The 24237-nt window shown below is 69.3% G+C and carries 18 protein-coding genes and 1 riboswitch; of the genes, 10 read left to right on the top strand and 8 right to left on the bottom strand.

What is annotated here, in order from left to right:
- Positions 1–100: 100 nt before the first annotated feature.
- Together ACZ6O0_RS34335 and ACZ6O0_RS34330 are read right to left on the bottom strand one after the other, a co-directional pair.
- Positions 101–3409, bottom strand: a complete 3309-nt coding sequence (locus tag ACZ6O0_RS34335; protein ID WP_465769190.1) for a hypothetical protein — start codon at positions 3407–3409, stop codon at positions 101–103.
- A 30-nt stretch (positions 3410–3439) separates the two neighbouring features.
- Positions 3440–4012: a TetR/AcrR family transcriptional regulator gene (locus ACZ6O0_RS34330; protein WP_465769189.1), complete on the bottom strand. Its 573-nt coding sequence runs from the start codon at positions 4010–4012 to the stop codon at positions 3440–3442.
- A 118-nt stretch (positions 4013–4130) separates the two neighbouring features.
- Between ACZ6O0_RS34330 and ACZ6O0_RS34325 the strand changes: the two genes are divergently transcribed.
- A complete protein-coding gene (locus ACZ6O0_RS34325; RefSeq protein ID WP_465769188.1) occupies positions 4131–5060 on the top strand; it encodes an alpha/beta hydrolase in 930 nt (309 codons plus the stop codon).
- On the opposite strand, the gene mug is transcribed toward ACZ6O0_RS34325, so the two are convergent.
- The gene (gene mug / locus ACZ6O0_RS34320) at positions 5053–5553 is read right to left on the bottom strand and encodes a G/U mismatch-specific DNA glycosylase (protein WP_465769187.1); all 501 of its coding nucleotides are present in this window, start codon (positions 5551–5553) and stop codon (positions 5053–5055) included. The two genes, ACZ6O0_RS34325 and mug, sit on opposite strands and share 8 nt — an antisense overlap.
- Positions 5554–5722: 169 nt before the next feature.
- Here mug and ACZ6O0_RS34315 point away from each other — a divergent pair, with 169 nt between their 5' ends.
- Genes ACZ6O0_RS34315 through ACZ6O0_RS34300 form a run of 4 tightly spaced genes read left to right on the top strand, consistent with a single transcriptional unit; the run spans position 5723 to position 11128 of the window.
- Entirely contained in the window at positions 5723–6439 is a 717-nt protein-coding gene (locus tag ACZ6O0_RS34315; RefSeq protein ID WP_465769186.1) for a Clp protease N-terminal domain-containing protein, read from the top strand.
- 9 nt (positions 6440–6448) lie between these two features.
- On the top strand, positions 6449–7726 hold the full coding sequence (locus ACZ6O0_RS34310; RefSeq protein ID WP_465769185.1) for a serine hydrolase domain-containing protein: 1278 nt from the start codon (positions 6449–6451) through the stop codon (positions 7724–7726).
- A 44-nt stretch (positions 7727–7770) separates the two neighbouring features.
- Positions 7771–9168: an ATP-binding protein gene (locus ACZ6O0_RS34305; RefSeq protein WP_465769184.1), complete on the top strand. Its 1398-nt coding sequence runs from the start codon at positions 7771–7773 to the stop codon at positions 9166–9168.
- A 1-nt stretch (position 9169) separates the two neighbouring features.
- Positions 9170–11128 (top strand): vWA domain-containing protein, encoded by a 1959-nt coding sequence (locus ACZ6O0_RS34300; RefSeq protein ID WP_465769183.1) that lies wholly within the window; start codon positions 9170–9172, stop codon positions 11126–11128.
- 42 nt (positions 11129–11170) lie between these two features.
- Here ACZ6O0_RS34300 and metE read toward each other — a convergent pair whose 3' ends face one another.
- Positions 11171–13411 (bottom strand): 5-methyltetrahydropteroyltriglutamate--homocysteine S-methyltransferase, encoded by a 2241-nt coding sequence (gene metE, locus ACZ6O0_RS34295; protein ID WP_465769182.1) that lies wholly within the window; start codon positions 13409–13411, stop codon positions 11171–11173.
- A gap of 138 nt (positions 13412–13549) precedes the next feature.
- A riboswitch (cobalamin riboswitch) is annotated at positions 13550–13773 on the bottom strand.
- 53 nt (positions 13774–13826) lie between these two features.
- Positions 13827–14711, bottom strand: a complete 885-nt coding sequence (locus tag ACZ6O0_RS34290; RefSeq protein WP_465769181.1) for a TroA family protein — start codon at positions 14709–14711, stop codon at positions 13827–13829.
- Between the two features lie 353 nt (positions 14712–15064).
- Here ACZ6O0_RS34290 and ppdK point away from each other — a divergent pair, with 353 nt between their 5' ends.
- Entirely contained in the window at positions 15065–17725 is a 2661-nt protein-coding gene (ppdK, locus tag ACZ6O0_RS34285) for a pyruvate, phosphate dikinase (RefSeq protein WP_465769180.1), read from the top strand.
- A gap of 356 nt (positions 17726–18081) precedes the next feature.
- Complete coding sequence (locus ACZ6O0_RS34280) at positions 18082–18360, top strand: YciI family protein (protein ID WP_465769179.1); 279 nt, start codon at positions 18082–18084, stop codon at positions 18358–18360.
- A gap of 6 nt (positions 18361–18366) precedes the next feature.
- On the opposite strand, the gene ACZ6O0_RS34275 is transcribed toward ACZ6O0_RS34280, so the two are convergent.
- On the bottom strand, positions 18367–19590 hold the full coding sequence (locus ACZ6O0_RS34275) for a hypothetical protein (protein ID WP_465769178.1): 1224 nt from the start codon (positions 19588–19590) through the stop codon (positions 18367–18369).
- 170 nt (positions 19591–19760) lie between these two features.
- Here ACZ6O0_RS34275 and ACZ6O0_RS34270 point away from each other — a divergent pair, with 170 nt between their 5' ends.
- On the top strand, positions 19761–21287 hold the full coding sequence (locus ACZ6O0_RS34270) for a helix-turn-helix domain-containing protein (RefSeq protein ID WP_465769177.1): 1527 nt from the start codon (positions 19761–19763) through the stop codon (positions 21285–21287).
- Here ACZ6O0_RS34270 and ACZ6O0_RS34265 read toward each other — a convergent pair.
- Positions 21252–22097 (bottom strand): alpha/beta hydrolase, encoded by an 846-nt coding sequence (locus ACZ6O0_RS34265; RefSeq protein ID WP_465769176.1) that lies wholly within the window; start codon positions 22095–22097, stop codon positions 21252–21254. The genes ACZ6O0_RS34270 and ACZ6O0_RS34265 overlap by 36 nt on opposite strands.
- 86 nt (positions 22098–22183) lie before the next feature.
- Between ACZ6O0_RS34265 and ACZ6O0_RS34260 the strand changes: the two genes are divergently transcribed.
- Entirely contained in the window at positions 22184–22810 is a 627-nt protein-coding gene (locus ACZ6O0_RS34260) for a TetR/AcrR family transcriptional regulator (protein ID WP_465769175.1), read from the top strand.
- 31 nt (positions 22811–22841) lie between these two features.
- The gene (locus ACZ6O0_RS34255; protein WP_465769174.1) at positions 22842–23447 is read left to right on the top strand and encodes a dihydrofolate reductase family protein; all 606 of its coding nucleotides are present in this window, start codon (positions 22842–22844) and stop codon (positions 23445–23447) included.
- Between the two features lie 36 nt (positions 23448–23483).
- Here the strand turns inward: ACZ6O0_RS34255 and ACZ6O0_RS34250 are convergent, their stop codons facing one another.
- Positions 23484–24209 carry a DUF899 family protein gene (locus ACZ6O0_RS34250; protein WP_465769173.1) on the bottom strand — a complete coding sequence of 242 codons (726 nt, stop codon included), beginning with the start codon at positions 24207–24209 and terminating at the stop codon, positions 23484–23486.
- Between the last annotated feature and the right edge of the window lie 28 nt (positions 24210–24237).

The raw sequence follows: 24237 nt of genomic DNA, 5'->3' as shown, positions 1-24237 counted from the left end.
GGCGATGCGGCCGACCCAGTCCCCACCAATTACTCGCCGCCGCGGCCGAAAGTTGGTCGAGGGTGCCTTCGCCTGCTTGCGGGTCGTGGGTGGGGCTGGGCTAGTTCTCGGGGGCGGGGGTTAGGTCTAGGGCTCGTTGGCGGATGTCGGGGTGGGGGTGGTTGCGTAGGGCAACTAGGAGGTGGCGCCACTCTGGGGGCCAACCGGCGCGGGGGGCTGCAACCGAGATCAGAGCGTGGAGCAGCAGGCCGGAGGGGAGGTCTTCGGCTTGAGTCAGGGGGGTGGCTACGGGGAGGAGGGTTGTGGGGGTCCAGGTGGGGTCGGTTGTGAGGCGAGCTTGGAGGAGGTCGGCTGCGGTCAGGGCGGCTAGGGGGCGGTTGTTGATGAGGTGACGGAGGTCGGAGAGGTCGGCTGCCAGGTGGGTGGTTTGCAGGGCGGTGATGGTGAGGGTGAGGCGGAGGTTCAGGAAGTCTGGGGTGGTCAGCTCGGCGGCTACCTGTTTGAGGAGTTGGCGGAGCTGTTCCGAGCGGCCGGCTAGTTGGGTCGACAGGCGGTATACCAGGAGCGTCAGGCGTTGGCAGGCGGGGTGATCGCGGTCGGCGGTTGCGTTCGGTAGGTGCGGATCGTCTTCGAGGCGGACGAGTAGCCGGACCGCGTCGACCAGGTCGTCCAGGCCGTCGGACGGGTTGGACGCCACGATGCCGACGAGAGCAATGGCCGCGTCGGACCAGATGGGACTGCGGTTCGCGAGGTCGGTGATGAAGTCGGCGCAGACCCGAGCCGCGGCGCGGTTGTAGCGGGCCCACTGCTGCAATGCGAGCAGCGCCGGTCCGACCACCTCCGGCTCGGCTCTGGTCGTGACCGCGATCAACAGGTCGGCATACCGCGAGCGGTAGACAGTCGGTACGGCGTACGCCCGTCGCTCGGTCAGTACGACGGCCGTCGCCGCAGAATCGTGCACGGCCTGCTCCAGCACCGCCCACGCGGCCGCGTCGTACAGCAGGTACTGCGACACCGTGCTGGCGATCGCCGCCCGTACATCCCGATGCGCAGTCGTCCAGGCCTCCGTCAGGATCGCGCCGGCACCAGGCGCGCGCAGCTCCCCGAGCAGCCGGACCGCCTCCTTGCGGGACGTCACCTTGGCACCGTCCCCCGTCAGCAGCGGCTGCAGCAGACCAGGCAGCAGACTCGGCCGGACGTACCGCGCGGCCCGCGAGGCGGCGTACATCGCGACTCGGGCGCGATCGTCACCGGCGTGCGCGAGCAGCACCGGCAGAGCGAGGTCCGGCCGGTCGGTCCACGCCAACCCGGCGAGCGCGGCCTCCTGAAGTAGTACGTCGTCACCGTCGAGGAACTGCTCCAGATCAGCCCCCGGCACGTGCCCCAACGCGCGCACCGCCGAAGCCCGATACCACTCGGGCATCCGCTCGTCCCGGGCAGCACCGACGAGGAGTTCGGTATACCGGGCCTGCTGTCGAGGAAGCCAGACCCGTACGGCGTAGTCCGGCACCTCCCACGCCGGGCTGTTGCGGTCGAACCGGCGGATCCGGTCCGCGGCGGCGAACACCGGGTCGAGCAGATCGGTGTGGATCTCGGTGACCACCCACCAGACCGGATGCCAGCGAGCCATCCGCACATCGCGGGCGATGATCGACGCGGCCCGGTCGTGACGCGTCCGCGGCGGATCCAGCCAGTACCTGCAGGCCTGCTGGACGGTGTTCTCCTGGTTCGACCAGACAGCCTGCTCGAGCACCTCGTGCAGATGGGTCAGCGACCAGCCCCGCCGACCCAGCGCGGCCGCCACGGAGAACGCCAGCCCGAACTCGTTCCGCTTGGCCGCAGCCTCGATGGCCGGCCGCAGTACGTCGTACACGTCGGTCTCACGCCCGCGAGGCAGACCGTCGACCAGACCGTAAAGACTGAGCGAGCCCCGGTTCTCGGACAACCGCGCGTGGGCCTGCAAACCCCAGTCCAGCAAAGCGGATCGGTTGCCCAAGGCACCTTGTACGACGGCCCGCTCGGCCAGCGTGGTGAGCGCCCGCCGGGTCGCCCACGAAGCGTCCCGAGCCTCGAGCGCGTCCGTGAGCAAAGTCTGCAGCTGACGAACATGCACGTCCGCCAGCAGTGACGGAGGTACGGCGGTCAACGCGTCGAGCACCGCCACCCGCACAGTGTCGCGGTCGTTGCGGACCCGTTCCGCAGCCCACGTCAGCGCGCGAGCCAGATCCTCGCTCCGCCGCGACCGCCCGGCCGCCCGGATCACCGCCCGAAAGACCCCGGCCCGGTAGTCCGCGTCCGGGCGTCGTACCTCGGCCTCGAGCTCCGCGAACGCCTCCTCATAGGGAAGCTGAGCCAACACGCGCCACCGGTGGAGTAGGTCCTCCGCGACGGCCGGCAGCTCGAGCATCCGCCTGGCCTGTGAGTGGCGGGTCGCGGCCGGGAGAACGTCGAGCAGTTCCTCGGACAGCACGGCCTGGCCGAGGTCGACCGAACTGGTGACGGCCTCGAAGATCGTCGTACGACGAGACGGCGCGAGATCCTGCAGGAGGCCGGTGAGATCCGGCCAGACGACACGGCCGAGCGCAGTCAGCTCCTCGTTGGTATACCGGTACAGGCGGCGACGGAACGCCGGAGTCAACGCCTTCCGGACAACACCCTGCCGGTCGGGCGCGAGCACCAGCGCGAGCACCCGAGCCGGGTCGCGATCGGTCAGCCGGCCGATGACGTCGAGCACCGCGACCGGAAGATCATCCGGCGGGATCGCCTCCTCGATGAGGGCGAGAACGGTGTCCGGGGCAACATCGAGCGCAGCCGTGACCCCGTGCCCGACGCCACGCCACCACTCGTCCCGATCCTCTCCGGTCGGGAGAGTGCGTGTCGCATAGGCGAGCACCACTTCGGTATGCCGAACGGCAAGTCGCCGCCAGCTCCCCGGTGTCATGCAGTACGCCAACTCCGGCAGCAGCCGCTCGACGGTCGCTCGGTCGGTCCCGCCGAGCAGCCCGGCGGCGGCCTCGTCACCCCACCGGGCACGGTGCTCGTCGATCAGGCGATTGGCGAGGTGCTCGCGCCGCGTCCGGCGTACCAGGGACACGAGCTTCGGCCGCAGCGCCGCGGGCGCGTCGTCGTACAGGATCCGCAGGTCGTCGTCGGACACGGGTACGCCGCGCGCGACCGCCGCCAGTGCCCGGCTCTGGACCGCCGGCTCGGGATCGCGCAGCAGTCTGGTCACGTACGCCGTGTCGCGGGCGGCCTCGGCGATCTGGAGACCGAGCGTCCGCTGGAACGCGTCACCCCGGCCCAACTCGTCGAGTAGCCCGGTCAGCTCGTGGGCCCGGCCGGCGAGCAGCCGCGCCCGCTGCCCGTACGAGAGACCGTCGATCGACCGGAGGAGCTCACTCGCACGCATGGGCCAATCCTGCCGACCCCCGGTGTCAGGTCAGGACGGCAGGGTCGCGTCCAGCAGCAGCCCGGCGGCTTCGCGGGCGCGGATCGCGGGGTCGGGGGAGCCGGAGATCGCGGACCGGGTGATCGCGCCTTCGCTGAGCAGGATGAGGTGGTCGGCCAGGCGGTCCGGATCGGGGGCGCCGGCCTCCCCGGCGAGCTTGATCAGCGCCTGCCGGAAACCCTCCTTGTGCTGCAGCGCCAGCTCCGCGACTCGCGGTGAGACCGACCCGAGCTCGCCGAACGCGTTGATGAAGGCGCAGCCGCGGTAGTCGCGTTGGCTCGACCAGGAGTACAGGAAGTCGAACACCGCGAGGATCCGCTCACGTGGGTCGGTCTTCGCCTCGACGTGGTCGGCGAGCATCGTCTGCCAGAGGATCTCGCGGCGGTCCAGGTAAGCCTCGATCAGCCGGTCCTTGGACGGGAAGAGCTGGTACAGCCGCTTGAGCGAGACTCCGGACGCCGAGCGGATCGCGTCCATCCCGACCGCCTGCACGCCGCGCTCGTAGAACAGCGCGTCGGCCGCGTCGAGCACGTGCTGCTGTGCCGTCGCCGTGTCCAGAGCCATCTGTTTCCTCCCGCGTGACCCGCGCCACCTTGCGCGGAGAACCATCGTTCTCCTAGAGTACAGGACATCGGAGAGAACGTACGTTCTCTCCATCGAACCCAGCCAGGAGGAGATCGTCATGACCGTGCTCGAACCCGCCGCCCAGGCCTTCGCCGACGCCACCGCCAAGCCGCCGTACCTGTTCCAGCTGACCCCGGAGGAAGGCCGCAAGGCGGTCGACGAGGTGCAGACCACCGACTACCCGAAGCTCCCGGTCGACGAGGAGTGGGTCACGGCGGCCGACGGCACCAAGGCCCGGATCGTGAAGCCGCAGGGTGCGACCGGCGTGCTGCCGGTGATCCTTTACATCCACGGCGCGGGCTGGGTGTTCGGCAACGCGCACACGCACGACCGGCTGGTCCGTGAGCTCGCGGTCGGCGCCGGTGCGGCGGTCGTGTTCCCGGAGTACGACCTGTCGCCGGAGGTCCGCTACCCGCACGCGCTCGAGCAGAACTACGCCGTCGCCCGCTGGATCATTGCCTCGGGCAAAGACCACGGCCTGGACGCGCAGCGGCTGGCGATCGCCGGGGACTCGGTCGGCGGCAACATGACGGCTGCGGTGACGCTGCTGGCGAAGGAGCGCGGCGACGTGAAGTTCGTCCAGCAGGTGCTGTTCTACCCGGTCACCGATGCCTCGTTCGACACCGACTCGTACAAGCAGTTCGCCGAGGGCTACTTCCTGATGCGGGACGGCATGAAGTGGTTCTGGGACCAGTACACGACCGACGAGAACGAGCGGAACCAGATCACCGCGTCCCCGTTGCGCGCGACCACCGAGCAGCTGACCGGCCTGCCCCCGGCGCTGGTGATCACCGGTGCGGCCGACGTACTCCGTGACGAGGGTGAGGCGTACGCCGCCAAGCTGCTCGAGGCGGGCGTCCCGACGACCGCCGTCCGGTTCGCCGCGATCATCCACGACTTCGTCATGCTGGACGCGCTCCGCGACACCCACGCGGCGACCGCGGCCATCGAGCTGGCCATCTCGACGTTGCGGAATGCCCTCAACTGATCTGCGCGAGCTCGGCGAACGCGGCGGCCAGCTTCGGCAGCGTGTAGTGGGCGTTGAGGCCGCTCGGGTTCGGCAGGATCCAGACGCGGGTCGTCCCGATCAGTCGCTCCTGCCGCCCGATCTTGGCCGTCCGCTCGCCGAAAGCATCGCGGTACGCCGTGACGCCGACGACCGCCAGCCATTCGGGCCGATAGCGGAGGACCTTGTTCACCAGGTTCTCCCCACCGGCCACGTACTCCGCGCGCGTGAGCTCATCGGCTCGCGCGGACGGGCGGTCGACGACGTTGGTGATCCCGAGCCGGTAGGTGAGGAGCTCGCGCTGCTCGGCCGGTTGCAACTGCCGCGGAGTGAACCCGCTGAGGTGCAACGCCGGCCAGAACCGATTGCCCGGCCGCGCGAAGTGGTGACCGGTCTCCGCCGACATCAGCCCGGGATTGATCCCGGAGAACAGCACCCGCAATCCGTCGTCGATCACATCCGGCAGGGGTTGCACGCGCCACACCGTACCGAAGGACGGGTAGTGGTCGTCATCCGCGGCAGACTCCACGCCTGCCGCGGTCCTGCGAAGCCGGCCGGCGCCGACCACTACCCGTCCTTCGGTCCAACGCACCCCGTCAACCCAGGGTTGACGCTGAACAGATCGTCAACCTAAGGTTGACGATATGACTCCGGGGCCTGATCTGCAGCAGCTCATCGACACCATCAAGGCGGACGCGGGCAGCGACGACGAGCTGGAGCAGCTCGCCACCGCGGCGACGACGATCAGCGAACTGACCAGCACGAGTGACGCGGCTCTCGGGTTCTTCGTGGACCGGGCCCGCGGCGCGGGGAAGTCGTGGGTGGAGATCAGTGCGGTGCTCGGGGTGAGCAAGCAGGCTGCGCACAAGCGGTTCGCGGACTCCTGGACGACCAAGCCCGCGTTCAACCGCTACACGCAGCGGGCGATGGCCGTGGTCAAGGCTGCGGCGGACGTCGCCCGCGGCGACAACCACGACTACATCGGCACCGAGCACCTGTTGCTCGCGTTCTTCACCCAGCCCGAATCACTGGCCACGAAGGCGCTGCTCCAGCACGGCCTCACCGAGGAGCGCATCCGTACGGCGGTCCACGAGGTCAATCCGCCGGAGGAGCCGACCGACCCGCCGAAGACGCTGGACGCCGCCCGGCCTCCCTTCACCCGCAGGACCGCGCACGTGCTGCAAGGAGCCGTCGGCGAGGCCCTGACGCTGGGCCACAACTATGTCGGCACCGAGCATCTGCTGCTCGCGTTCTACCGGGACCAGGGCGGCCTGGCGACGAAGATCCTGCTGGGGCAGGGCTTCGACGAGAACGCCGCCTGGACCGCCCTCCGTGCATTGCTCGAGGAGGCCACGAAGTAGGTTGGCCGCATGCCTGACTGGTCTGCGCGGTTGAGTGAACTGGCGGTGGCGGCGGAGGTTCCCGGAGCGGTGCTCGGGATCTGGCACGACGGCGAGACGACGATCGCGCCGTACGGCGTGCTGAACGCCGCGACCGGGGTCGAGACGACGGCGGACTCGCTGTTCCAGATCGGCTCGGTGACGAAGCCGTGGACCGCCACGATGATCGTCCAGCTCGCCGCCGAGGGCCGGCTGACGCTGGACGATCCGGTGGTCAAACTGTTGCCCGAGGCACCGATTGACGAGCGGATCACGGTCCGTCACCTGCTCACCCACACCAGCGGCATCGACGGCGACGTGTTCACCGACACCGGCCGCGGTGACGACTGCGTCGAGCGGTACGTCGCTCTCCTCGGTGACGTGGACAGTCTCTTCGAGCCGGGTACGGCGTACTCCTACTGCAATGCGGGATTCGTGCTGCTCGGCCGGATCGTCGAGGTCCTCGACGAGCGCACCTGGGACGAGTCGCTCAAGGCCCGCCTGGTCGAGCCGCTCGGCCTGACCAGCACGGTCACCCTGCCGGAGGACGCGATCATGCATCGCGCCGCACTCGGTCACCTCGGCGCTGACGGGACGCCGGTGAAGATGTGGCAGCTGCCCCGCAGCATCGGACCGGCCGGGCTGATCACGGCGAGTGCCGGCGACGTCCTGGAGTTCGCCCGGATGCACCTGACCGACGAGCGCTACGCGGACATGCAGGTGCCGCAGGTCCCGTACGCGGGTGGCATCGGCGGGTTCTCCGACCTCGGCCTGGCCTGGCGGATCTACGACTGGGACGGCCGCCGGCTCTTCGGTCACGACGGTACGACGATCTCCCAGCTGGCGTTCCTGCGGATCGACCCCGAGGCCCGGCTGATCATGTGCCTGCTGACGAACTCCGGCAACGGTACGACGCTGTTCGAGCCGCTGGCCACCGAGGTCTTCACCCACTTCACCGGCGTCGGCCACCCGGCTGCACCGCAGCCGATCGACGCCCCGATCGACGACCGCCACGTCGGCCGGTTCGAGCGGGCCAGCGTGCGGCTGGACGTCGTACGACGGGACGACGAACTGGTGATGATCTACCACGCGACGGGTGACCGGGTGGCGTTCACCGACCAGCCCTTCCACGAGTACGAGCTGCGCCCGACGGAACCTGCGGACGGGGACCATTTCGTCACCCGGGAGGCGCCGACGCACCCTTGGGTGCCGGTCACCTTCACCCCGACCCACGTCTTCACGTCGGGTCGCGTCACGCCCAGGGTCTGAAATACCGCGAGCGTTGCTGGGGTGACCGAGCTAACGTCTTCAGGGTGACTAGTGCACCTGCTGAACTGCCCCGTAAGGCCGGTGACCTCCGGGCCGCCGGATATCTCCCTCGGTCGATCAAGGCCGAGCTTCGTGACAACCTGCTGACCGAACTCCGGGCCGGGCGTGATCCCTGGCCCGGCATCGTCGGATTCACCCGGACGGTGATTCCGCAACTCGAACGCGCTCTGATCGCGGGCCACGACGTGGTCCTGCTGGGTGAGCGTGGTCAGGGCAAGACCCGGCTGCTGCGCACCCTCGTCGGCCTGCTGGACGAGTGGACCCCCGTGATCGAAGGGGCCGAGCTCCCCGAACACCCGCTCGACCCGATCACGCCCGCCTCGCGCCGCCGCGCCGCGGAGCTGGGCGACGACCTCCCGGTCGCCTGGCTGCACCGCAGCCTGCGGTACGCCGAGAAGCTCGCGACGCCGGACACTTCCGTCGGTGACCTGATCGGTGACGTGGACCCGGTGAAGGTTGCCGAGGGCCGCAGTCTCGGCGACCCCGAGACCATCCACTTCGGCCTGGTCCCGCGGGCGCACCGCGGCATCGTGGCGATCAACGAGCTGCCGGACCTGGCCGAGCGGATCCAGGTCGCGCTGCTCAACGTGATGGAGGAGCGCGACATCCAGGTCCGCGGGTACACGCTGCGGCTGCCGCTCGACGTGTTGCTGGTGGCAACGGCCAACCCGGAGGACTACACCAACCGGGGCCGCATCATCACGCCGCTGAAGGACCGGTTCGGCGCCGAGGTCCGGACCCACTACCCGCTCGACATCGACGCCGAGGTGGACGTGATCCGGCAGGAGGCCGAGTTCACCGCCGAGGTGGGCGAGCCGCTGCTGGAGGTGCTGGCCCGGTTCGTCCGGCACCTGCGGGAGTCGACCGCGATCGACCAGCGTTCGGGGGTGTCGGCCCGGTTCGCGGTCGCCGCAGCCGAGACGATCGCCGCGGCCGCGTTGCGCCGCAGCGCGATCACCGGCGAGGAGCCGGCCGTCGCTCGCCCGGTCGACCTGGAGGCCGTGCCGGCCGTCCTGCGCGGCAAGCTCGAGTTCGAGCCCGGTGAGGAAGGGCGCGAGATCGAACTGCTCGAGTACCTGCTCCGCCGCTCGGTCGCGGACACCGCACGGGAGCGCTTCGCCGGTCTCGACCTCAGCCCGCTCGCCCACGCCATTGCCGACGGCAACCTGGTGACCACCGGGGAGCGAGTGCCTGGCCGGGACGTACTCGCGGCATTGCCCGAGCTGCCCGTCCTCCACGATGTCGCGGCCCGCGCCGGCGTCGAGCCGGACGAGTCGCCGGGACGGATCGCCGCCGCGGTCGAGCTCGCCCTCGAAGCGCTCTACCTGTCCAAACGAGTCGCCAAGGACGCCGACGACGACACCACCATCTACGGGATCTGACATGTCCGCGTCGATACCGGAAGGCTGGTCCTACGGGCCGTGGCACGACGGGCCCGATCCACTGAAGGCGCCCGCGGATCTGCGGGACGCGCTGGACGAGATCGGCCGGGACGTGATGAACGGGTCGTCGCCGCGGTCCGCGCTGGAGGAGCTGCTCCGGCGCGGCACCCGGAACACCCAGGGCCTGGACGATCTCACCCGCAGGTTGTGGGAGCGCCGCCGCGAGATCCAGCGGCGGCACAACCTCGACGGCACGCTGCGGGACGTGCAGCGGTTGCTCGACGAGGCGCTCGAGGCGGAGCGGCACGAGCTGTTCCCGAACCCGTCCGACGACGCCCGGTTCAAGGAGGCCGAGCTGGACGCGCTTCCGTCCGGTACGGCGGCCGCCGTACGAGAACTCGCGAACTACCAGTGGGAGTCATCGGAGGCCCGGGAGAAGTACGAGCAGATCCGTGAGCTGCTCGGGCGCGAGTTGCTCGGGTCGCGGTTCGAGGGCATGAAGGAGGCGCTGCAGCAGACCACGCCCGAGGACGTCGAGGCGATCAACGAGATGCTGACCGACCTCAACGCGTTGCTGGCGGCGCATGCGCAGGGCCGGCCGGAGGTGCCGGAGCTCTTCGAGGAGTTCATGGCCAAGCACGGCGAGTTCTTCCCGGAGAATCCGCGCAACGTCGACGAACTGATCGACGTCCTCGCGCGGCGGGCGGCCGCGGCGCAGCGGATGCTGAACTCGATGACGCCGGAGCAGCGGGCCGAGCTGATGGAGCTGTCGCAGCAGGCGTTCGGCAGTCCGCAGCTCGCTCAGCAATTGGCACAGCTCGACGCTCAGTTGCAGTCGCTCCGGCCGGGGGAGGACTGGTCCGGATCGGAGCGGATGAGCGGTGACGATCCGCTCGGTCTCGCCGACGGCGCGCGGGCGATGTCGGATCTCGCCGAGCTGGACGCGTTGGCCGAGCAATTGGCTCAGTCGTACCCGGGTGCGCGGCTGGAGGACATCGACCTCGACGCGCTCACGCGGCAATTGGGTGACGAGGCAACGGTCGATGCCCGGCGGCTGTCCGAGCTCGAGCGGCAGCTCCGCGATCAAGGGCTGATCGAGCGGGCGCCCGACGGTTCGTTGCGGTTGTCACCGAAGGCCTTGCGGCAACTCGGTCAGACCGCGTTGGCCGACGTACTGCGGACTGCACGGGGCTCCGGTGAACGCGACGCGGCGAACGCGGGCGCGGCCGGTGAGCTGAGCGGGTCCACGCGGCAGTGGGAGTTCGGCGACACCCAGCCGTGGGACGTGCCGCGAACGGTGCGGAACGCCGTACTGCGGACTGCCACGCGCAGTGGGTCCGTCAAGCTGGATGTGGCGGATGTCGAGATTGCGGAGACCGAACACCGGGCCAGGGCCGCGGTCGCGTTGCTCGTCGACACGTCCTGGTCGATGGTCCAGGAGGGTCGCTGGCTACCCATGAAGCGGACGGCGCTCGCGCTGCACCAACTGATCTCGACGCGCTACCGCAACGACGCGCTCCAGCTGATCACCTTCGGCCGGTACGCCGGAGTCGTCGAGCTGCCGCAGTTGATCGGGATGGAAGGCACCTGGGAGCAGGGCACCAACGCGCATCACGCCCTGTTGCTGGCCGGCCGCCACCTGCGCCGGCACCCGGACGCGCAGCCCGTCGTGCTGATGGTGACCGACGGCGAGCCGACCGCGCACCTGGAGCCGGACGGTACGGCGGAGTTCTCGTATCCACCCGAGCCGGCGACGTTGCGGAAGACGATCTTCGAGGTGGACCGGCTGGCCAAGCTCGGCGCCTCGCTGACCGTGTTCCGGCTCGGCGACGACCCGCGGCTGAACGCGTTCGTCGATTTGCTCGCCCGCCGCAGCGGCGGCCGCGTGCTCGCACCGGACGCCGACGGCCTCGGCGCCGCGGTGGTCGGCGACTACCTGCGCACCCGCCGGAAACTGTGAGCTGTGGGCACCTTGACAGGTGCCCACAGCAACATCATTCGATCAGGCCCTGGCGGCGCGGGCGGCCTCGACCAGGTGCCGCAGCGCGGGGACGACCTCGTCGTACCCGCGCGTCTTCAGACCACAGTCCGGGTTGATCCACAGTTGCTCGGCGGGCGTAGTGGCGAGGGCCGCCCGGATCAGGGCGGTGAGTTCCTCGGTGCCCGGAACGCGTGGGGAGTGGATGTCGTACACCCCCGGCCCGACGCCACGCCGGAAGCCGGCCGCGGCGAGATCCTTCAGCACCTCCATCTTCGATCGAGCCGCCTCGATCGTGGTCACGTCCGCGTCCAGCCCGTCGATCCCGGCGATCACCGCACCGAACTCCGAGTAGCACAGATGCGTGTGGATCTGGACGCCCGCCGGCGCACCACCGGTCGCCAGCCGGAACGCACCGACCGCCCAGTCCAGGTACGCCTTCTGTTCCGCGGTCCGCAGCGGCAGCAGCTCGCGCAACGCGGGCTCGTCCACCTGCACGATCCTGATCCCGGCCGCGACCAGGTCGGCCACCTCGTCGCGGATCGCCAGAGCGACCTGGTCGGCCGTGACGGCGAGCGGCTGGTCGTTACGGACGAACGACCAGGCCAGGATCGTCACCGGCCCGGTCAGCATGCCCTTCACCGGCCGCTCGGTCAGCGACTGCGCGTACGACGCCCACGGCACGGTCATCGGGGCCGGTCGCGACACCTCGCCGTACAGGATCGGTGGACGGACGCAGCGGCTGCCGTACGACTGCACCCAGCCGTGCTTGGTGGTCGCGAAGCCGTCCAGCTGCTCGGCGAAGTACTGGACCATGTCGTTGCGCTCGGGCTCACCATGCACGAGTACGTCGAGACCGAGCTCCTCCTGCAGGCCGATCACCCGCGCGATTTCGGCCCGCATCCGCTCGTCGTACGTCGCGGCGTCGATCCGCGCGGTCCGGAGGTCGGCGCGGGCCTGGCGGATGTCCGCGGTCTGCGGGAAGGAGCCGATCGTGGTGGTCGCGAGTGCGGGCAGTCCGATCGATTCCTGTGCGATACGGCGTTCGTCGTACGGCGGCCGCTGTCGATCCGCGGGACGAATCGAGGCGGCCCGGTCGCGGACGGCCTGCTCGCGGACCAGGTTGGATTCCTCGACCGGTCCGCCGGGTGTGTTGCCGAGGTCGACCAGGACCCCCTCGTCGAGGGCTCGGCCGAGTACGACGACCTCGTCGACCTTCTGTCGCGCGAACGCGAGTCGCTCGCGGACGCGTGGATCCAGCTCGTCCTCCGCGTCCACGTCGTACGGCACGTGCAGCAGCGAGCAGGAGGTGGAGACGGCCAGCTGACCGACCGATCCGAGCAGCTTCGCGCAGGTGGAGAGCGCGTCGCCCAGGGGAGTGCGCCAGATGTTGCGGCCGTCGACCACTCCGGCGACCAGCGTCTTGCGGCGGAGGCTCGGGAGTACGGCGAGTTGGTCGACGAGGCCCGGAGCGGACAGGAGTTCGACCGCGAGACCGTCGACGGCGGTCGACGTCAGCACGGGCAACGCCGGGCCAGGGTCACCGAAGTACGTCGCGACGAGCAGGCGTGGGCGGTCCGTGAGTGAAGCCAGGCGGTCGTAGGCGCGGCGCAGTGCGTCGAGCTCGGCCGGGGTGCGGTCCTGGACCAATGCGGGCTCGTCCAGCTGCACCCACTCCGCTCCGGCGGACTCGAGTTGGCTGAGCAGGTCGGCGTACGCGTCGAGTAAGCGGTCGAGCAGGCTGAGCGGTTCGAAACCCGGTGTGACCGACTTCGACAGCAGCAGGAACGTGAGTGGTCCGATCAGGACCGGGCGGGTGTCGACGCCGAGCTCGCGTGCGGCCGCCAGGTCCTCGAGGGGCTTGGCCGGATCGAGCTCGAAGGTGGTGTTCTCGCTGAGCTCGGGGACGAGGTAGTGGTAGTTGGTGTCGAACCACTTGGTCAGTTCGAGTGGTGCGACGTCGTCCCGGCCGCGGGCCATCGCGAAGTACGTGTCGAGGGTGGAGCGGCCTTGGAAGCGGTCGGGGACGACGCCGAACAGTTGCACGTGGTCGAGCATCTGGTCGTAGTACGAGAACGTGTTGCCGGGGAGTACGTCGAGGCCGCGGGCGGTCAGGTCGCGCCAGGTGTCGGCGCGCAGCCGATGGGCGGTCGCCTCCAGTTCGGTGGCGTCGATGGCGCCGGACCAGTACTTCTCGACGGCCTTCTTGAGTTCGCGGGCCGGGCCGATCCGTGGGTAGCCCAGGACCGTCTTGATGGTGTTCACGTCTCTCTCCTCGCGAGCGTGCCGATGGTTCGGCGGATCGCGGAGAGACCGTGCCGGTGGCGGTCGGTGCGGTACAGCCGACGAGCCATGGCTCCGGGCCGGGTCCTCCCACGAGACCGCCGTTCCCGCGCGCACCGGTTGGTGCGCGCACCGGCGGCAGGTCTTCGGACTCACGGGCGGACCGGTCGCTGACCGGTGGACCTACTGGCCGTCGCTTCCCGGACGCTGGGGCGTCCAGTGCTCGTGACGGCGGTCGTTCCCGTTCACCGCTGCGGGGCAGTCCCGGATTCCCACCGGGTTCCCTCTTGCCTCGCCCGATCACAGATCTCATGACCGCGCGAACCGTCGGCGTCTCCGAGCGTACGCGCGTCCGCCGCGTCTCGCCGTGTCCCGCCGTACACCGAGACGAACACCACTACCGGACTCTCCGCGCGATCCCCGGATCCGGCGTCCCGCCCCGCAGGAGCTCCGCCAGCATTTCGATCCCGTCGAGAAGCCGGGGCCCCGGCCGCGCGAAGTACCCATTCGCATCCGCCGCCCACACCGCAACCCCCGCCGGGAGCACACCCAACAGTTCCTCCGCCAGCCGAGCAGCACCATCCAGCCCAAACCCACACGGCGCGACAACCACGATCTCGGGTCGCTTGGCGCCGACCACGTCCCAGGTGATCTCCGCCGAACGCTGACCCGCGGACCCCAGCACGCTGATCCCACCCGCCAACTCCACCATCTCCGGCAACCAATGCCCCGGCGCGTACGGCGGATCCGTCCACTCCAGCAACGCAACCTGCGCCGGCTCGCCCTGTGCCTGAGCGCTCCTTCCTAGATGACCGGCTACCTCCCGGAGCCGGTGGCGGAGGTCGTCCACCAACGGTGCCGGGTCTCGGTCGATTGCTTTGCCGATGGTTTCGATGGAGGTGAGGACCTCTTCGAGGGTGTGGGGGTCGGTGGTGACCACCTCGGCTCGGCAGCCCAGGTAATCGAGGGCTTCGGCGACGTTCGTCACGTCGATCGCGCAGACCTTGCAGAGGTCCTGAGTGATGACGACATCGGGATCGAGTTCGCGGAGCGCGCCGGCGTCGAGGTGGTAGAGGTCCTCGCCGGCCGCGACCCGCTGCCGCACGAACGCGTCGATCTCACCCGGCGTCAGTCCCTCGGGGAGTGCGGTCGTCGACACGATCCGCCGGGTCCGCGCGACGGCCGGGTAGTCACACTCGAAGGTCACGCCGACCACGTCCGCACCGGCGCCCAAGGCGAAACAGATCTCCGTCGCCGACGGCAGCAACGAGACGATCCGCACGCCCGAAGCCTACCCGCGAGCCGCGCTCGGCGGGTGATCCGCACGGCCCGGAACGGTCCCGCGGGCTCGCCCGCAAACCCGCCCGGCGAACCCGGGTGACCTTGACGAAAAGCCGGTTTCAGGTCGCCGCGAGGTTTCGTCGGTGAAGGGGTGGATTGTCTTGCGTTGTCAATGGGGGAAGGGTTTTCCGGCCTTCGACCTGTGGGCAGGGTCACGTCGGCATCGTGAGACCAGTGTTCAACTGGACTGGTTTTCTGGCTTACTCTGAAAACACGCCCCCGCCACCGGAGTCGATGGGCCAGCGGACCACCACACCGCGACTCACCAGCACCGCCCGAACCAAGGGAGTGACAGTGCCGAAACTCGTCTACGACTTCGCCGAAGGCAACAAGGACATGAAGCAGCTGCTCGGCGGCAAGGGGGCGAACCTGGCCGAGATGACCAACCTCGGCCTGCCGGTGCCACCCGGTTTCACGATCACCGCCGACGCCTGCCGCGCGTACCTGGCCACCGGCGCGGTGCCGCCGGAGCTCGCCGACGAGATCGACCACCACGTCGACCTGTTGCAGCAGACGATGGGCAAGAAGCTCGGCCAGGCCGACGACCCGCTGCTGGTCTCGGTCCGCTCCGGCGCGGCCGTGTCGATGCCCGGCATGATGGAGACCGTCCTGAACGTCGGCCTCAACGACGACTCGGTGAACGGGCTCGCGCACCACTCCGGCAACCCGCGGTTCGCCTGGGACGCGTACCGCCGGCTGATCCAGATGTTCGGCAAGACTGTGCTCGGCATGGAGGGCGATGTCTTCGAGGGCGCGATCGAGGCGGCGAAGCAGGCCAAGGGCACCAGCAACGACCTCGACCTGGACGCCGACGACCTGAAGGGCCTGGTCGAGACGTTCAAGCGGGCCGTCCACGAGCACACCGGCCGCGAGTTCCCGCAGGACCCGCGGACCCAGATGGACCTCGCGATCGAGGCCGTCTTCGGCTCGTGGAACTCCGACCGCGCCATCCTGTACCGCCGCCAGGAGCGGATCGCCACCGACCTCGGTACGGCGGTCAACATCTGCTCGATGGTGTTCGGCAACCTCGGCATGGACTCCGGCACAGGTGTCGCGTTCACCCGCGACCCGTCGACCGGACAGCCCGGTGTGTACGGCGACTACCTGCAGAACGCGCAGGGCGAGGACGTGGTGGCCGGCATCCGCAACACGGTCCCGCTGGCGGACCTGGAGCAGATCGACAAGACGTCGTACGACGACCTGATGGCGATCATGGCCAAGCTCGAGGGGCACTACCGCGACCTGTGCGACATCGAGTTCACGGTCGAGCGCGGCAAGCTGTGGATGTTGCAGACCCGGGTCGGCAAGCGGACCGCGGCGGCGGCGTTCCGGATCGCGACCAGCCTGATCGACGAGGGCGTGATCGACACCGGCGAGGCACTGCGCCGGGTGAAGGGCGCGCAGCTGGCGCAGCTGATGTTCCCGCGGTTCGACGCGGACGCGGCCAAGGACCTGATCACCAAGGCGATCGGCGCGTCGCCGGGTGCGGCCTCGGGCAAGGTGGTCTTCACCTCGGCCGCGGCGGTCGAGGCGGCGGACAAGGGCGAGAAGGTGATCCTGGTCCGGCGCGAGACGAACCCGGACGACTTGCACGGCATGATCGCGGCCCAGGGCATCCTGACCAGCCGCGGCGGCAAGACCTCGCACGCGGCCGTGGTCGCCCGCGGCATGGGCAAGACCTGTGTCTGCGGCGCCGAGGAACTCGACGTGAATGTTGCCCAAGGCACCATCAAGGTCAAGGGCACGGTGCTCGAGGCCGGCGAGCTGATCTCGATCGACGGCACCACCGGCGAGGTGTTCCGCGGTGAGGTCCCGGTCGTCCCGTCACCGGTCGTGCAGTACTTCGAGGGCACGCTGGCTCCGGACGCCGGCGACGAGCTCGTCGCGTCGGTGCACCGGTTGATCAGCCACGCGGACGACGTACGGCGTCTCGGCGTACGGACCAATGCGGACACCGCGGACGACGCCGCCCGGGCGCGGCGGTTCGGAGCCGAGGGGATCGGGTTGTGCCGGACCGAGCACATGTTCCTGGGGGAGCGGCGGGAGTCGGTCGAGCGGCTGATCCTGGCCGACAACGACGCCGACCGTGACGCGGCGCTGGCCGAGCTGGAGCCCTTGCAGCGCGGCGACTTCCTCGAGCTGCTGGACGCGATGGACGGGCTGCCGGTGACGATCCGGCTGATCGATCCGCCGCTGCACGAGTTCCTGCCGTCGATGGAGGATCTCGCGGTGAAGGTGGCGCTGGCCCGCGAACGCGGTGAGGACCCGGGGCACGATGCCGCGCTGCTCACCGCGGTCGAGCGGCTGCACGAACAGAACCCGATGCTCGGCCTGCGGGGTGTCCGACTCGGCCTGGTCGTCCCGGGGCTGTTCGCGATGCAGGTGCGGGCGATCGCGTCGGCCGCGCTGGAGCTTCGCGCGCAGGGCAAGGACCCGCGGCCGGAGATCATGATCCCGCTGGTCGGCGCGGTCCAGGAGTTGCACCTGGTCCGCGACGAGGTGGAGGGCGTGCTCGCCGAGGTCGGTGTGGAGCCGGAGATCCCGATCGGCACGATGATCGAGCTGCCGCGGGCCGCGGTGATCGCGGACCAGATCGCCGAGGCGGCCGACTTCTTCTCGTTCGGGACGAACGACCTGACCCAGACGACGTGGGGCTTCAGCCGCGACGACGTCGAGGGCGCGTTCTTCTCCCGCTACCTGGAGAAGGGCATCTTCGCGGTGTCGCCGTTCGAGTCGATCGACCGCGAGGGGGTCGGCGCACTCGTCCGTACGGGCGTCGACCGCGGCCGCGCCGCCAAGCCCGGCCTCAAGATCGGTGTTTGCGGCGAACACGGCGGCGACCCCGACAGCATCCACTTCTTCCACGAGGTCGGCCTCGACTACGTCTCCTGCTCGCCCTTCCGCATCCCGGTCGCCCGCCTCGAGTCCGGCAGAGCAGCATTGGCGGGTAATTAGCGAATCTCCGGCAGACCTTCGGGTTATTCGGCGGCCGAATATCCCGCGCTTTTGTCCTCGTATTCCGTGGATCGTGCCTTGACAACGGACCGGCGTGACGGACTGTAGAGCTGTATCGGGCGGCGGATCGAGGCGGCGGGCGGGTCGGTCACGGAGCGTTACCCGACTCAACTTTCTGCAGCAATTTCCTTAACCAACCCCTTGCGTAAGCGCTCTCCGGGTGGCGAGAATATCCGGGCGGGAAGGGCGATCACTCGTCGACTTTCGGGTCTGACCTGAACCAGCCGCTGTGGCGGCTCGTGACTCCCTTCCCGCACCAAATCCTCTTGTTTCCAACGCGTTGTAGGGTTTTCGGCATGGCCCTTTATGTCGTGCAACTGCGCTTCGACCTCGCCGAGACCGACCGCCGGATGGAGGTCCGTCCGGCCCACCGCGAATACCTCACCGAGCTGAAGGCGGCCGGGAAGCTCGTCGCCGCCGGCCCCTTCACCGATCAGACCGGCGCCCTCCTCGTCTACGACGTCGCCGACGAAGCCGAGCTCCGCGACATCCTCGCCAAGGACCCCTACACACCGGCCGACGTCGCCGAGATCGCCACCCTCGCCGATTGGGAGCCGCTGTTCCCGCTCAGCTGACGAGGATCAGACGTCGGCGGCTTCCAGGTCCAGGTGGTCCACGTAGGCCCAGAGCCAGACGAGGGGGGCCAGGACCAGTTCTGGTTCGTTGTCCTCGTCGGCGATGAAGAGCATGGATGCTTCGCCGTTGGCGATGTCCTCGATGACCGCGTCGCACAGCTCGAGGGCGATCTCGAAGGGGAGAAGGGGTGGGCCGTTCTCCCAGCGCGGCTGGGGGAGGGGGAGGACCGGGGCTTCGTCGGTGCCGTCCAGCTCGACCGAGACCTTCTGCAGTTCCTCGTAGAGGTCGAAGGTGATCAGCCCGGCGAGCGGGTGGCCGTCGAGGCCGATCAGGTACGGGTCGTCGGCGCCGTTGCGGTAGTTGTCGCGCAGATCCGGCAGCGCGGCCTTCAGGTCGGAGGCTTCCAGGTACGGCGCCTCGCCCGGCTCCTCCTCGTCGTCCTCGACCCCGACCAGCCCGCTGCGCATCTGGTCGAACTGATGCAGCAGATCGTTCAACTCGTCGTACGCACCACCGCCCGGGGCCTTCTGCGCGCGCCCCTCCAGGTCCCGCAGGTGCTCGACCAGGTCGTCCTCGAAATGCAGCTCGTAGCGCGGCAGGCCCGGCTCGCGGCCGGAGTTGATCTGCGCGACCAGCTGGGTCGACACCGGCCCGAGCCGCTCGGCCAGCACCTCCAGCGGCGTGGTCGGCTTCTCCTCGTCGTCGTGCGCGCAGGAGTCGTCCTCGCCCTTGCCCTCGCCCTCCATCGCGAGCAGCACCTGGAACGCCGGGAACGCGACCAGCGCCGCGGTCGCCATCATCCCGTCGCCGATCAGCATCAGCGGGTTCCCGCCGGCTTCGGTGCGGCGCAGATGATCGGGCATCAGTACGGCGGCCTGCTCGACGTTCACCTGACTCGCCAGCGAGGAGAGCCCGTGGTCGCCGTCGACCCCGAGCAGCTCGACCAGCCGCTCCGAGCTCATGTCGAACGTCGAGCGCAGGTAGTACCGCAGCCAGCCGGCGTCGACCGGGTTGGCCAGCAGCTCCGCGATCCGGGCCCGGAAGTCGGCCAGGTCGGCGATCGCGAGCACCACCAGCACCGGCTGGTCGCCGTCACCGATGACCAGCGGCCGGGTGTCGCCGTTGTGGAACCCGTCGATGACCTGGTGCAGGCTTTCGGCGGCTGCCTCGAGCGGCCAGGACTCCGCCTCGAACTCGCTCACCACCGCGGGGGAGGTGTCGTCGGGCATCTGCTGATCCTCTCCTGGCGGCGGGAGTTGGAGTAACTCTAGGCGGCGGTCGTTTCAACGGACGGTAGGGGTCTGCCCGGGGGCCGGTGCCAGGGCCGGCGTGACATTGGCTACGCTGGCACCGGCGGGTCGATGCAGAGGTATCTCACATGTGAGATAAGGTCCGGCGCATGACCGATGACTACCTGAGCCGGATCGGAAATCTCATCCGGGACGCCCGCAAGCATCGCGGCTGGACGCAGACGCAGCTCGCGGAAGTACTGAACACCAGCCAGAGTGCGGTGAACAGGATCGAAAAGGGTCATCAGAACCTCACCCTCGAGATGCTCGCCCGGATCGGCGAGGCACTCGACTCCGAAATTGTCTCTCTCGGAGGAGGCCCGGTCCACCTCCGTGTGGTGGGTGGACTGCGGCTGTCCGGATCCATCGACGTGAAGTCCAGCAAGAACGCCGGTGTCGCGCTGCTGTGCGCCAGCCTGCTGAACAAGGGCCGGACGACGCTGCGCAAGGTGGCCCGGATCGAAGAGGTCAACCGGCTACTCGAGGTGCTGAACTCGATCGGCGTCCGGACCACCTGGCTGAACGACGCCGGCGACCTGGAGATCGTCCCGCCGGCCCACCTCGACCTCGGGGCGATGGATGCCGAGGCGGCCCGCCGGACCCGCTCGATCATCATGTTCCTCGGCCCGCTGCTGCACCGCGAGGACACCTTCCAGTTGCCGTATGCCGGTGGCTGCGACCTGGGCACGCGGACCGTCGAGCCGCACATGGCCGCGCTCCGTCCGTTCGGGCTCGAGGTGAAGGCGACCGGCGGTGAGTACCACGCGGTGGTGAATCGGGCGATCAGCCCGGGCAAGCCGATCGTGCTGACCGAGCGCGGCGACACCGTGACCGAGAACGCGATCATGGCCGCGGCCCGGTACGACGGGGTCACGGTGATCCGCAATGCCAGCTCGAACTACATGGTCCAGGACCTGTGCTTCTACCTCGACCTGCTCGGGGTGCGGATCGACGGGGTCGGCACCACCACGCTGACCGTGCACGGCAAGTCCGAGATCGACGTGGACGTCGACTACGCGCCGTCCGAGGACCCGATCGAGGCGATGAGCCTGCTCACCGCGGCGATCGTGACCGGCTCGGAGATCACCATCCGCCGGGCGCCGGTGGAGTTCCTGGAGATCGAGCTCGCGCTGCTGGAGGAGATGGGCCTCGACTACAGCCGCAGCGACGAGTACCTGGCCGAGAACGGCCGGACCCGGCTGGTCGACCTGACCACCCGGCCGTCGAAGCTGCACGCGCCGATCGACAAGATCCACCCGATGCCGTTCCCCGGCCTGAACATCGACAACCTGCCGTTCTTCGCGGTGATCGCGGCGAAGGCGACCGGCCAGACGCTGATCCACGACTGGGTCTACGAGAACCGCGCGATCTACCTGACCGACCTGAACAAGCTCGGCGGCCGGGTCAAGCTGCTCGACCCGCACCGGGTGATGGTCGAGGGCCCGACGCACTTCTCCGGTGCGGAGATCATGTGCCCGCCGGCGCTCCGGCCGGCCGTGGTCACGCTGATCGCGATGATGGCCGCGAAGGGTACGTCGGTCCTGCGCAGCGTCTACGTGATCAACCGCGGCTACGAGGACCTTGCCACCCGGCTCAACAGCCTAGGCGCCCAGATCGAGACGTTCCGGGACATCTGAGTCCTGCAGGAAGGCGACGGCCTCGGTGATCACCTCCGGATCGGACAGGATCCGGCTGTGACCCAGGCCGTTCGTCGCGAGGAAGTTCGCCCGCGGTCCGTAGGCCCTGACCAGCACGCCCGCCTGCCGAGGATCCACGACCTCGTCCTCGTCGTTGTGGATCACCAGTAGGTCGATGTCACCGGTGGACACCGAGAACCGGGTCCAGATCCGGTCGTCGCCGTCGAAGTACCCGCGCTCGATGTTTCGCCGGAGCGCCCGGTTGATCTTCGGGCCCAGACCCAGCTCGGCGCAGAAGGTGTCCGCCAGGTAGCCGAACTCGGCCACGCCGCTGATCGTGACCATCCGCCCGGCGGCCACGCCTTCGCGGACGGCGTACAGCGCGAACGGTACGCCGAGGGAGTGGGCGATCACGCCCTCGAACGGGCCGTGCAGCTCCTCCAGCCGGCGGATGATCCGCTGGTGGCCGAGGATCGACACGATCGGACCGGCGGAGTCGCCGTGCCCGGGAGCGTCGTACGAGACCGGGCTGTAGCCGAGCTCGAGCAGCTTGGTGACGAACCCGGCGTACCGCGACGCGCGGGAGCGCCAGCCGTGCACGAGCAGCACCGGCCGGCGGCCGTCGCCCCAGGCGTAGCTGACGACGCCGTCGACGACCTCGACCCGCGCGGCCTCGTGGACCTTGCGCTCGGCGTCGCGGACCCGGCCGCGGGCCAGCGGCCGGCGCCACAGCGCGAACGCGAGGCGTCCGGCGAGCCGGGGTGACACCGCTCCGATGGCCGGCAGTCCGGTCCTGACCAGGTTCTTCATGGCGCTCCTCGACTGGCAAACTATACGAACGGTCGTATTATTAGTTTGGCAAGGCACGAACGTCAACACCCTTAGGATCGGGAACCGTGGAGAAGGTCGACGGACGGCTGGCGCGGGGTGACCAGACCCGGCGCGCGGTGCTGCGCCGGTCGGTCGACATCGCCTCGGTCGACGGGCTCGAAGGACTGTCGATCGGGCGGCTCGCGACCGAGCTGGGGATCAGCAAGAGCGGGCTGTTCGCGCACTTCGGGTCCAAGGAGGAGTTGCAGCTCGCGACGATCCGGGCCGCGCGCCGGATCTACGCCGACAACGTGGTGACGCCGGCGTTGGAGGTCGAGCCCGGGCTCGGGCGGGTCTGGGCGTTGAGCAAGCACTGGCTGGACTACTCGGAGCGCCGGGTGTTCCCGGGCGGGTGCTTCTTCCAGAAGGTCTCGCACGAGTACGCGGCCCGCGGCGGAGCGGTGCAGGAGTCGCTCGCCGCCGTGCATCGCGAGTGGATGGACCTGATCGAGACCATGATCGCCGAGGCGATCGACCGGGGTGAGCTGGCCGGCGACCCGAAGTTCCTGGCCTTCGATCTCAACGCGTACTACGAGGCGGCGAACCTCGCGTCGATCCTGCACGAGGACAAATCGACGTACGACCAGGCCCGGCACGCCGTTCGCTTCCGGCTGGAGTCAGCCGCCACTGCCGGGACGACTTTGCCCTGGTGAGGTTGTCGGTGGGCCTCTCTAGGTTGGCGGCATGCGGCCTCATGTGGTGGCTCAGGTGGCGGTGTCGCTGGACGGGGTGACGTCGGGATTCGACGTCGACCTTGCGCGGTTCTATGCGCTCGCGACCTTGTGGCAGGAGGACGTCACCTTGGTCGGTGCCGACACGATCCTTGCGCAGGAGATCGCCGTACGGGCGGCTCCTCGGCCGGGGCCGCGGCCTGATGGTCCGTTGCTCGCGGTGGTGGACAGCCGGGGGCGGGTCCGTGAGTGGGAGACGCTCCGACAGCTCGGCCACTGGTCCGACGTCCTTGCCCTGTACGCCGATCAGACGCCGGCGCGACCGCCCGACGCGACGACCCGTGAGCTCGTCACCGGATACGACCAGGTCGACCTGGCCGAGGTGCTCGATGTCCTTGGTACGCGCGGGGTTCAGACGGTCCGGGTCGACTCCGGCGGTGCGCTCGTCAACGCGCTCCTCGACCTCCGCCTCGTCGATGAGCTCGCGCTGCTCGTCCACCCGGTCCTCGTCGGGACCGGCCGACGCTGGTACGACACGGGACGGCTGGAGTTGCAGCACGCCGGCACCGAGGTCTTCGACGGCGGTGTGGTCTGGCTTCGCTACTGCGTCTCCAGCTGACCCGCGGTCCAAGGCCGCTCTGGCGATTCACGCCCCTCAGGTGAGGTCGTCAGAGCGGCCGGCTTCCAGGCGCGACCACTGGGAGATGGGACGGCCGTCGGCGGTCAGACCACCTACTTCCCAAGGCTGCGGCCATCCGGCAGGGGAGTCCTCGTGTTCCTCCTGGCGTCCGTACACGGTGAGGTCCATCAGCGAGTAGCTGTTGTCCATCACCTCGACGCCGCGGATCGTCGTCCACCAGGTCTCGAACACGCGATCGCCGTCCCGGACGTAGCAGACCAGGTGCATGTTGCCGACCTTGCGGCCGACGAGCAGTTCGTCGAGCGAGTCCACGGCCGAGTACCAGGGCATCGTCCAGCCCATGAAATCGCGGTAGCGGCGGCTCTCGTCGTAGGGGCCCTGGCAGAAGACGGCGTACGTGATGCTGCGGGAGTGCAGGTAGGACAGCTCGGCGACGTTGCCGTTGCACCAGGTGCAGCCCTGGCACTGATCGCCGGCAGGTTTACCGGGGTGCCACATGAAGTAGTAGGCGATGAGTTGCTTGCGCCCTTCGAAGGCGTCGAGCAGGGTCAGCGGTCCCTTGGGTCCGATCAGCTTGACGGTGGCGTCGACCTCGACCATCGGCAGGCGCCTGCGGGCCGCGGCGATCGCGTCGCCCTCGTGGGTGTGCGCCTTCTCCCGGACGCGGAGCGCGTCCAGTTCCGCCTCGAACCCGGTCCGATCGACGACCGCCGGCAGGCTTGACCTTCGTTCGTGAACCACGACTCTTCCTTCCCTCGCTTCCGCTGTA

Source organism: Kribbella sp. NPDC048837 (assembly GCF_055586945.1).
This window is presented reverse-complemented; position numbering and strand designations above follow the sequence as displayed.